General features: G+C 37.7%; 14 protein-coding genes. All 14 read right to left on the bottom strand.

The genetic code is table 11. From position 1 onward, the window contains the following. Positions 1–27 precede the first annotated feature (27 nt). Complete coding sequence (locus HMPREF1040_RS02180; protein WP_007392284.1) at positions 28–1,929, bottom strand: heavy metal translocating P-type ATPase; 1,902 nt, start codon at positions 1,927–1,929, stop codon at positions 28–30. Positions 1,930–2,013: 84 nt separating this feature from the next. Continuing rightward, the gene (locus HMPREF1040_RS02185) at positions 2,014–2,232 is read right to left on the bottom strand and encodes a cation transporter (protein WP_007392295.1); all 219 of its coding nucleotides are present in this window, start codon (positions 2,230–2,232) and stop codon (positions 2,014–2,016) included. A 162-nt stretch (positions 2,233–2,394) separates the two neighbouring features. Further along, positions 2,395–2,592, bottom strand: a complete 198-nt coding sequence (locus HMPREF1040_RS02190) for a cold shock domain-containing protein (RefSeq protein ID WP_007392293.1) — start codon at positions 2,590–2,592, stop codon at positions 2,395–2,397. 114 nt (positions 2,593–2,706) lie between these two features. Beyond that, positions 2,707–3,225 (bottom strand): dihydrofolate reductase, encoded by a 519-nt coding sequence (locus HMPREF1040_RS02195; RefSeq protein WP_007392289.1) that lies wholly within the window; start codon positions 3,223–3,225, stop codon positions 2,707–2,709. After that, on the bottom strand, positions 3,225–4,016 hold the full coding sequence (locus tag HMPREF1040_RS02200; protein ID WP_007392288.1) for a thymidylate synthase: 792 nt from the start codon (positions 4,014–4,016) through the stop codon (positions 3,225–3,227). The genes HMPREF1040_RS02195 and HMPREF1040_RS02200 overlap by 1 nt, the downstream gene beginning before the upstream one ends. Positions 4,017–4,021: 5 nt before the next feature. Beyond that, entirely contained in the window at positions 4,022–5,818 is a 1,797-nt protein-coding gene (recQ, locus tag HMPREF1040_RS02205; RefSeq protein WP_036257371.1) for a DNA helicase RecQ, read from the bottom strand. Positions 5,819–6,092: 274 nt separating this feature from the next. Next, positions 6,093–7,286, bottom strand: coding sequence for a PLP-dependent aminotransferase family protein (locus HMPREF1040_RS02210; RefSeq protein WP_007392300.1), 1,194 nt, complete (start codon positions 7,284–7,286; stop codon positions 6,093–6,095). Between the two features lie 261 nt (positions 7,287–7,547). Continuing rightward, positions 7,548–7,946, bottom strand: coding sequence for a hypothetical protein (locus tag HMPREF1040_RS02215; protein WP_007392302.1), 399 nt, complete (start codon positions 7,944–7,946; stop codon positions 7,548–7,550). 57 nt (positions 7,947–8,003) lie between these two features. Then, the gene (gene rpmA / locus HMPREF1040_RS02220; RefSeq protein ID WP_007392290.1) at positions 8,004–8,294 is read right to left on the bottom strand and encodes a 50S ribosomal protein L27; all 291 of its coding nucleotides are present in this window, start codon (positions 8,292–8,294) and stop codon (positions 8,004–8,006) included. Beyond that, positions 8,287–8,622: a ribosomal-processing cysteine protease Prp gene (locus HMPREF1040_RS02225; protein ID WP_007392297.1), complete on the bottom strand. Its 336-nt coding sequence runs from the start codon at positions 8,620–8,622 to the stop codon at positions 8,287–8,289. The genes rpmA and HMPREF1040_RS02225 overlap by 8 nt, the downstream gene beginning before the upstream one ends. Next, a complete protein-coding gene (gene rplU / locus HMPREF1040_RS02230; protein ID WP_007392296.1) occupies positions 8,622–8,933 on the bottom strand; it encodes a 50S ribosomal protein L21 in 312 nt (103 codons plus the stop codon). The genes HMPREF1040_RS02225 and rplU overlap by 1 nt, the downstream gene beginning before the upstream one ends. Positions 8,934–9,089: 156 nt before the next feature. Next, positions 9,090–9,770 (bottom strand): hypothetical protein, encoded by a 681-nt coding sequence (locus HMPREF1040_RS02235; RefSeq protein ID WP_007392298.1) that lies wholly within the window; start codon positions 9,768–9,770, stop codon positions 9,090–9,092. Between the two features lie 37 nt (positions 9,771–9,807). Then, positions 9,808–10,284, bottom strand: a complete 477-nt coding sequence (locus HMPREF1040_RS02240; protein ID WP_007392292.1) for a thioesterase family protein — start codon at positions 10,282–10,284, stop codon at positions 9,808–9,810. Between the two features lie 238 nt (positions 10,285–10,522). Continuing rightward, the gene (locus HMPREF1040_RS02245) at positions 10,523–10,966 is read right to left on the bottom strand and encodes a hypothetical protein (protein ID WP_007392286.1); all 444 of its coding nucleotides are present in this window, start codon (positions 10,964–10,966) and stop codon (positions 10,523–10,525) included. Positions 10,967–11,001 lie beyond the last annotated feature (35 nt).

Below are 11,001 nucleotides of genomic sequence, written 5' to 3' on the forward strand. Positions count from 1 at the left end.
CTTACGTGCAGCTTTTGTTATCAGCTATTAATCTATATCCGTATACAATAAATCATTAATAAACAACGTTCGTGTCGCATTTAAAATAGCAATAATCATGACGCCTACATCCGCAAAAATAGCTAACCACATATTGGCTACCCCTAATGCACCTAGTAGTAAGCAAAGTAATTTGATACCAATAGCAAAATAAATATTTTGATAAACAATACGTAGACACTTCTTAGCAATTCCGATTGCCGAAGCGACTTTTCGCGGATCATCATCCATTAATACCACATCGGCCGCTTCAATCGCCGCATCCGATCCCATGGCACCCATTGCAATTCCTATATCAGCTCGCGATAAAACAGGTGCATCATTAATACCATCACCAATAAAAGCTAATTTACCTTTACCTTGAAGAGGTTGCAACAATTCTTCCACTTTCTGTACTTTATCAGCTGGCAACAGATCACTGTATACTGCATCCATCCCCAACTGTGTAGCCGTTTTTTCAGCAACAGGACGAATATCACCGGTTAACATAACCGTCTTCTTTACGCCTCTTTGTTTCAATGCATCAATTGCCATTTTAGATTCTACTTTTATCGTATCCGAAATCACAATATGACCAGCATATTCACCATTAATAGCCACATGAATAATCGTGCCAATAGCATGACATAAAATCGCCTTTACCCCAATAGCATTCATCATTTTTTCATTACCTATAGCTACGGGTATACCATCTACAATGGCTGTTACACCGTTACCACTAATTTCTTCAATTTGTGTAACCCGTTTCATATCAATTACTTTTCCGTATGCCTTTTTCAAGCTAAGACTAATCGGATGAGAAGAAGCACATTCAGCCAATGCCGCAAATTCCAGTATCTTATTATCTTCTAATGTCGAATGATGAACCCCTTGAACTTCAAAAGTTCCTGCCGTTAACGTCCCTGTTTTATCAAATACGGTAATTTCTGTTTTTGCCAATGTTTCTAAGTAATTAGATCCTTTGATCAATATCCCGGCCTTACTAGCACCCCCGATACCGGCAAAAAAACTCAACGGAATACTAATAACCAACGCACAAGGACAGCTAATAACTAAAAAGGTCAATGCACGATAAATCCATTCTGTCCACATAGGTTCTATGCTTAAAACCAAGACCCGAATAAGCGGTGGCAAAATAGCTAATGCTAACGCACTATAACAAACAGCAGGAGTATACACACGAGCAAATTTAGAAATAAATGCTTCTGACTTCGACTTGCGGGAGCTTGCATTTTCTACTAATTCTAAAATCTTCGATGCCGTTGATTCTTCAAATTCTTTAGTCGTTTTTATTTTTAATGGGCCCGTTAAATTAATACACCCACTCATTACTTCAACATCTTTACTCGCTTCGCGTGGTACACTTTCCCCCGTAAGAGCACTCGTGTTTAACATGGACTTTCCTTCTACGACCACACCATCTAAAGGCACTTTTTCCCCTGGGAAAACAATAATATATGAACCGATAGCAACTTCATCAGGATCAACCTTACAAATTTCCCCATCTTCTTCAATATTAGCGTAATCAGGAAGAATATCTATTAAATCACTAATATTTTTCCGGCTTTTCCCCACTGCATATCCCTGAAATAAATCACCCACTTGATAAAATAACATAACCGCTACGGCTTCAGTATAATCACCAACTCTATATACAGCCAAAATAAATGCCCCAATAGTAGCTACAGCTAATAAAAAGTTTTCATCAAAAACTTGTCGGTTACGAATTCCTCGCAAGGCCTTACAGACAATATCGCCCCCGATAATAATATAAGGAATAATGTACGCAAATAGCCGTGCTATCCCCGTGATAGGTACAATATGAAGTCCTATCAAGCAAATAGCCGTAACAATAATCCGTACAACCATCTTTTTTTGTTTACTATTCATATTTTTCTCCTTTATATCGCCTAATATGAATGTTTGTTCATATATTAAATTAAAGAAAAATGCGGTTATACCGCGTTTTCCTTATTACAACAAAATTTCACCATCTGAAGTGGCTTTCTTACAGTTAATAACAGCATCTTGCATAACGTCTTGCGGATTTGATCCATCTTCAAATTCAACTTTCAGTTTTAAGGTCATGAAATTTAAAACCGCATCTTTAACTCCTTTAGTGTTCTTTACAGCATCTTCCATCTTGTTTGCACAGTTTGCACAATCAACATCAACTTTATACGTTTTTTTCATTTTGATAACCCCTCTCATTTTATATGTTGATATGAACATATGATTACTTGTTCATCTGTTATTTATAATATACCAAATCCCTTATACCGTGTCAAGAGGTAAAAACAAAAAGCCGGATCTCATAGTGAGATTCGGCTTTTTCTTATTAACGTCCGACTGAACTTAAGCTTTTACTACATTAGCAGCTTGTGGTCCACGTGCTCCTTCAACAACTTCAAATTCAACTTCTTGCCCTTCAGCTAAAGATTTGAAACCGTCTTCTTGGATAGCTGAAAAATGTACAAATACATCACCGCCACCGTCTTTTTCAATAAAACCATAACCTTTTTCTGCGCTAAACCATTTTACTTTACCGTGCATGTTACATCCTCCTAAAAAAAACATTTCCAGCTATCTTGTAGCTCTTGTCTAGTGTACCATACCCACTGTATAATGTCAAACAAGAATATATATAAAATATACCACCATTGACTTTCAGTCATGTCCAAAATTAGGGTTTTTCCCTATTCTTTTTTCATAACGAACAAAATCAAACGCATATTTATGATTTTGATCAACCCCAAAATGTTCCCGTTGTACTTCATGCCACATCCTTTTATCAATAGAAGGGAAAAAAGTATCTGCTGCAAAGACAGCCTCTATTTCCGTTAACAATAATACATCAGCTTTCGATAAAAAAGCCTTGTATAAGCTACTTCCACCAATAATAAAATAATCTTCCTCCGCCCGTAACAACGGCATCAACTCACTTATGGAATGACAAATACTAACCGCTGGATTGTCGACTTTATATGTATGTTGCCCCGTTAAGATGATGTGTTTTCTCTGGGGCAGCACACGAGGCAAACTTTCCCATGTTTTTCGCCCCATAATAATCGTATGTCCCGAAGTACGTTGTTTAAATCTTTTCAAATCCGCCGGCAAATGGCAAAGTAACTTATTATCCTTGCCAATACCACCATTTTTATCTACAGCTGCAATAATTTGTATCATTATACGGCAACCTCCATGGGTAATTTTCCTAGATGCTGATAATGTACCAGATTTATATCATCCGGCGTAAATTGATAAAAATCATGTATATCCGGATTAACGGATATCGTTGGGGCAGCAAAAGCCCTGTTCCTTCGTTGAAGTTGTTTTTGCAGTGCCTCTACATGATTTTCATAAATATGAGCATTATTAATGACATGGGTAAAAATGCCTGGCTGTAATCCCGCTACTTGTGCTATCAAATAGATCAGTACGGCATACTGAGTCATATTAAATGGCACGCCAAGACCCATATCTCCGCTTCTTTGAATTAACATACAATTCAACCTACCATCATTAACATCCCATAACGTTTCGTACGCACAAGGTTGCAATGCCATATCAGATAAATCATCAATATTCCATAATGTAACGATCATACGCCGACTTTGCGGATCTTTCCGTAACGTATCTAACAGCCGGTCCACTTGTTTATATTTACGAATTTGATATCCATAGGCCTTACCAATCGTTCCATCGGGACGCATCCACTCATCCCATACATGACAATTCATGCGTTGCAAATCTCGCACATCATTACTTTGTAGTTTCCAAATCCATAATAATTCCTTAACGGCTGTTTTAAATGCGACAAACTTCGTTGTTAAAATCGGAAATTCCTGAGCTAAATCGAATTGCATTATCTGATGCGGCAATTTATAAGTACAAATACCCGTACGATTATTATCATAATATCCATGTTGTAAAATATTATCTACCATCGTTAAATATTGATCATCAGCTAAACTCAATATACTTACCTCCCATCCATGTCATTCATTATAACCTCTAAAAATTCTTTGCCATATTTATGCAATTTAAATGTGCCTACCCCTTTAATCGTTTCCATTTCTTCAAAGGTACGCGGTTTCTTACGTGCCATTTCCCATAAGGTCGCATCTGAAAAAATAACAAAAGGAGGAACATGAGCTCGTTTAGACCATTCATACCGCACGTTACGTAATTTTTCAAAAAGATATTCTTGTGCTTGCGTTTTTACAGGTGTTGCCTCATTAGCGATAGAACATGCTCCCCTACTCCGCCTTTGTAAAAATGACTGCCGGCTATTCATCGCTTCTCGTCCTGCGCGGCTCAATGATAAGGTCGGATATCGACCTACCGATTTGATAATATAGCCATCCTCACAAGCTTGTTGAATCAACGCTTGTAAATCCGCCACGTCCATATCGGCTAACAATGCAAATGTCGCATTCCGTTCAAATCGGTATTGCCGCACTTTAGCACTAGCCTTTCCTCGTAAAATATCGCATACCATCGTACTACCAAAACGTCCATTTAATTCATCAATACAAAGAAGCATATTTCTAACTTCTTTCGTATAATCTTCTTGTATCCATTCTTGCTGACAATTACTACACTTTTCACATCGTTGCCACGTTGGATGTTCACCAAAATAAGTCAATAAAGCATATCGCAAACACCCTGTCTGCTGTGCATATACTTCCATTGCCCGTAACTGACATAGGTCTTTTTCTATTTGTGCCGGACTACTTTCTCGTTTCTCCAACATATATTGATGCAACATAATATCTTGCCGATTAAATAGTAATATGCATTCAGCATACTCCCCATCACGACCAGCTCTACCTGCTTCCTGATAATACGACTCTATATTTTTCGGCATTTGATAGTGAATAACAAAGCGAACATTACTTTTATCAATACCCATTCCAAATGCATTTGTCGCAACGATTATACGCACCTGATCATATGAAAAAGCATCTTGAGCCTGCCTCCGTTCTAACGGATCCACGCCGGCATGATATCTGCCAACACTATACTTATGACGCTGAAGAAGACTATATAACCGCTCCACTTCTTTACGAGTTGCCGCATAAATAATTCCACTTTCCGTAGCATGTTTCTGTAAATACCCCAATATAAATCGATCTCTGTCCGCAGCCTGAACCACGCGAAAATATAAATTAGGCCTATCAAAACTGCTCGTAAAAACCTTAGGATTATTCATCCCAAGTAATTCCAACATATCCTTTTTTACCGGTTCTGTTGCCGTTGCCGTAAAAGCTCCTATTACCGGTCGTTTTGGTAATTTTGCGATCCACTGCTTGATTTGTGCATAGCCGGGACGAAAATCATGTCCCCATTGGGAAACACAATGCGCCTCATCTACGATAACCATGCATACGGGCATTTTCTGCATAAGGGATGTAAAAAAATCAACTTGTAATCGTTCGGGCGAAACATATAAAAGGCGAACACGACCTTCATAGATTTCTTTTATCCGGCAACGGTACTCTTCTATATCACAATCACTGGTAATATAAGTAGCTGGAATTTGTTGGGCTGTGAGTGCATCCACTTGATCTTTCATAAGCGAAATCAAAGGAGATATAACAAGCGTAATACCTCGACTCATTACCGCAGGTATTTGAAAACATAAGGATTTTCCCGCTCCTGTCGGCATAATTGCTAAACAATCTCGTCCTTCTAATAACGTTTTAATAATCTCTTCTTGACCGGGACGAAATGAGTCATAGCCAAAATATTGTTTTAATATTTTTTTTAGTTCCATATTAAATCGCTCTCTTACCCCTATAATGTACATACTAGTAATTATTTTATCATAAACAAAAGAATCCGCAATATTAGACCTCAATAAAACCAATGCTACTTCCTATATAAAGCCTCCTTATAAAAAACAAAGCCCTTTTATCTTTTTCCCTGTAATAAAAAAAGAGGAACCCATTCTAGGTCCTCTCTTTTTATTTGCTACTATAAATACACACGTCTAACCGCTGAGCATAAAAAAACAAGGTCAATGCTTTAACATTGACCTTGTTTTATACTTATTTAAGTTTCGCCACTTCTTCTTTTAATACTTCGGCTAACCGTTTTACGCCTTCTACAATGCGATCATCCGGCATATTAGAATAATTTAAACGGAAGTGATTTCTATGTCCACCATTAGGATAGAATGGGCCACCCGGTACATAAGCTACTTTCTTTTCTAATACTTTAGGCATCATTTCAGTAGCATCCATTCCTTCTGGTAACGTAACCCAAGTAAACAAACCGCCTTCAGGATAGGTAAAGGAAACTTCTTTCGGGAAGTATTCTTTCATCGTATTATACATAAGTGTACGACGTTTTCCATATACTTCAACCAAGTTTTTAACATGTGCATCAATATCATACATCGTCATATAATAATAAGCTTGACGCTGTGCGAAAGTCGATGACTGTAAATCAACGGCTTGTTTTAATTTAATTACTTTATCAAGAATAACAGGATCTGCTACCATCCATGCTACACGCAAGCCCGGCAAAAAGATTTTAGAGAAAGATCCCAAGAAAATAACTTGTCCTTTTGTATCTAAAGACTTCAAGGACGGTACTTTTTCACCATCATACCGTAATTCACCATACGGATCATCTTCAAGAATCGGGAAATCATACTGTTCAACTAATTTCAAAAAGGCTTTTCTACGTTCTAATGGCCACGTAATGCCCGTAGGATTTTGGAATTCAGGAATAACATACATAAGACGTACATTTTTACCATGTTCCTGTAAAATCTTATCTAACTCTTCCGGAATAATTCCTTTTTCATCCGTCGGAACGGCAATAAATTTAGGTCCTTGCAAGGAAAATGCATTAAGTGCACCTAAATAAGTTGGACTTTCTACTAACACAACATCATCTGCATCTAAGAACACTTGGGACAATAACGATAACCCTTGTTGTGAGCCAGATGTAATAATAATTTCTTCCGCGGTACAGTCCACGCCAAAAGAAGACTTCATGTGTTCTGCAATTTTTTCACGTAACGGTAAGTATCCTTCCGTTGTGCTATATTGCACTGCTGCACGACCATCTTTTTCTAAAACTGCCACATCAACCTTTTTCAATTCTTCAATAGGGAAAAATTCGGGTGCCGGTAACCCCCCTGCAAAAGATATAATTTCTGGCTGTGTTGTCAATTTCAAAATTTCACGAATCTCCGATGCTTTTAATCCACTAGCAAGCTTTGAAAACTTCATACCGTTCACTCCTTCTTAAATGACATATTCAGTATGTATTATACTTTAATTATATCATTGTTATGATATTTATACAACTTTAAAACTTATCAACTTATAATCTATAAGTTTTTGTTGTATTGGTATTCATTATACTTTTATTTACTTTTTTTTGCAACACTTAGTGTGGTTTTTATATAAATTTACATAAGAAAAAAAATGACGGCAATCAAAAAACATAAAAAAGTACTTTCAAAGCACGTGCTCGCAAAATCACTTTTACTACTTACTTAACTTTTCCCATGTATGAGGAAAGCCATTTTCAAGTAACCATTCCTGTTGTTTCTTTTCAATGGCTTCTTTCAATTCTTTGACACACAAATTTTCCATTTGCACAGCACTTTTGGTTGATGTTAAATACTTTGTTTCTTCAAATAAATACGCATCTAATTCATCTTGTTCAACCACAGATGATAATAAAAAGATAATATCTTCCGACTCCTGTTGTTGTGCTAATATGTCCTGCCAATACTTGTATTCCGCTTCGGTCATACAAAAAGAGCCATACTCATCCGTATCCAATTGTTCTTGTGCACAAACCAACATTTTAGCATAGTCTTTTTCTTGCTTGCGATCGTAGACATGTAGTTCCCGCTCTTGTCCATTAACATAAACGTACATATGACACCTCCCAAAATAAAAAAAATCCCACAGAATACTCTGCAGGATTTTATTATATTACGCTTCCGCTTCTACGGGATATACACTAATTTGACGATTATAACGACCAGCTCGTTCAAAAGCTACACGACCTGAAATTTTAGCAAATAATGTATCATCTTTTCCAATCCCAACATTGGTTCCCGGATGAAAATGCGTTCCCCGTTGGCGAACAAGAATATTACCTGCTTTTACGACAACACCATCATGGCGCTTTACGCCTAATCGTTTAGATTCACTATCACGACCATTTCGCGTAGACCCTGTCCCTTTTTTATGTGCGAAAAGTTGTAAATCAAATTTAAACATTACGTCCACCTCCTGACGTCTTAATATGCATCTCAACATATTGGTTATACTGTGCTACGAGTTCTTGTAATCCCAAATACATCGTATCAATAATAATTTGTGTATATTCACTACTCTGTCCCAGCGTTACAGATAAATTTCCCTCCTGTACTGCATACTGCACATCTTTCCCTGCATACTTCAACAACCCCAATAAGGCCGTTTGACTCAACATGGATACGGCAGCACACACAATATCCTGTCCTGAAGCAGCATAATCAGCATGCCCTTGAACAGAAAAGGATGTAAATTGACCTGCTTTATTCTTACCTAAAATAACACAAATCATTAGCCTTCAATCTTTTCAATAACAACCTTTGTAAAAGGTTGACGATGTCCTTGGCGACGACGATAATTCGATTTTGCTTTATATTTAAACACGAGAATTTTCTTTTCTTTCCCTTGCTTTAATACTTTAGCAGTAACCTTTGCCCCCGCTACAACAGGAGTTCCGAACGTAACATCTCCATCTTTCACAACTGCCAAAACTTGATCGAATACAACTTCCGAATCAACTTCACCGGCGATTTTTTCAACAAAAATACTATCGCCTTCTTGTACACGATACTGTTTTCCACCTGTCTTAATAATAGCGTACATAGTGACACCTCCTCTTAATATACTCGCTGAATACGGCGCCTTACGGACTTACTTGCCTCTTCATGCGGCTTATCCTAGCCACCTATGCTACGACTATTCTAGTTTATCAAAATTTATATAGAATAGCAAGAAAAAAATGGTGTTTCTCCATAAAAATTACATTCCGTGACAAACTAATTCCGCTGCCGTTTCTTGCAAAGACTGTAACCCATATACGCGATAAGCTTCTTCCCATGGCAAATACGCATGTTCCAACTGCGGCATATCTTCCTGCGAAAAGATATACCTTAACGCATGTTCTAACGTATCTTCTTTGCCGTTTATTTCTACTTTAACAGCTGGCGGCGTATCTAATTCAGACCATCGCTCAAGAGACTCTTTGATGTCTTGACATTTGCTTTTCCAAACATTAACTCCTTCTCCTACCAATTGTCCATCTAAACTCATAAATTCAAATTGTCGCCGCTGTACATCTAATAAAGCAAATATCTCTGAATTGGCTGGAAAATAAGCCCCTGCTGCTCGACGATATACATATAATACACTAATAAAAATAGACGTAATTCCCGATGATGGCAAGAGTGGTTGCTGCAATAAGGCTAATACCCTATCCATATTCAGTTGATCCTCAGCCGTTAATTCTTCCCGTTTAACAAAATGTCCACCCATACGAAAATTAGTATCTTCATACTGTACAACTAGTTTATCTGACCGCCGTCCTAAGCGATAAAGTATGATGCTTTGCCCATCTTTTTCTACCTGTGCCCGTACACCCGCTTGCATTAATCGATGCACCGTTGGCAACACATCTTCTCGCGACACTGTAATACAATCCATATTTTCCTTACTCCTTTATGCTCCCCACGCGTAACTATTACATAGTATCCTTAACCCCAACAGCAACCATACGTGCCTTTGCCCGTAATTCTCCCTCCACTTCCATCTGCATCAACACAATTACCTTTCGTGCTCCTATTTCTTCTGCTTGCGAAGTAATAGTAATTTCCTTTTTCATTGGCAGCGGTTTTTTAAAGTCAACTTCTAAACGAGCCGTAATAAAGCGCCCAATAATAGTATCCCCTGTCAACGTAAGTCCTTTATGATGATGTGCAAAATACGCCGCTGATGCCGTACCATGACAATCAAACAAAACAGCCATCATACCTCCAAATAAATTTTCCGGCACACCACCAGTATAACATTCCCCCGGGGTCAGGCGACAAATGCACCGAGATCCATCTTCCGTTGGATAAGATTTGAGATGAAGTCCCGCTTCATTTTTTGCCCCACAGCCCCAACAATGCTGAAAACGCTCACCATACGTATCTTGTATTGCTATCTTTTGCTCCATATATATCACCTTTTTCTCTAAATAACTATCGGCTCTCATTTACACGCTTTATAGTAAAAGCGAATAATTAATGTATCCATTGTCAAATAAATTATACCATTCTCTGCATTTATTTTCACCCTCTAACGGGCCACCGTTCGATATCCATATTATTCCCTACCCATCCATTTAGCCAAAATACAATCTCACTTCATATAACCACGAGAGAGATATTTCTTTTCTCTAAGCCGATCTCCCTTCACGGTGCTGATACAGATGTCTTCATTTTCGCTTTAAATTCTTCTATTTCATTTTTCTTTATTTTATGAAATAAAATAACCGCATTACTCGTGCGATTGCTATATATCAAGACATCATTTTCATCTCTGTACGTATAGCTGACTAAATTAAGTTTATGATCAACAACCAAGCGACCTTGTACTATACTCCCCGTAACCGTAGGTAATATATCATTTTTCCACACAAACTGTCCAGCCGCATTTTTTTGCCAATATGCATCTTCAACGGAAATAAGATATCCCTTTTCCTGTTTTTGAATTTTTGTAATGTAAATAACATGAGGTTTAGCAGCATAATATCCCACCCACGTACCGGCATATGAATCTCCCTGACCACACCCGGCCAAGAGCATACTTACACACGTGACTATTCCCATGAGCATGAATGATATTCTTTTTTTCATCCCTATTCCTCCTCCCTATTTTTCTATCATAACAA

The sequence above is a fragment of the Megasphaera sp. UPII 135-E genome (assembly GCF_000221545.1).
GTDB classification, from domain to species: Bacteria; Bacillota; Negativicutes; order Veillonellales; family Megasphaeraceae; genus Megasphaera; species Megasphaera hutchinsoni.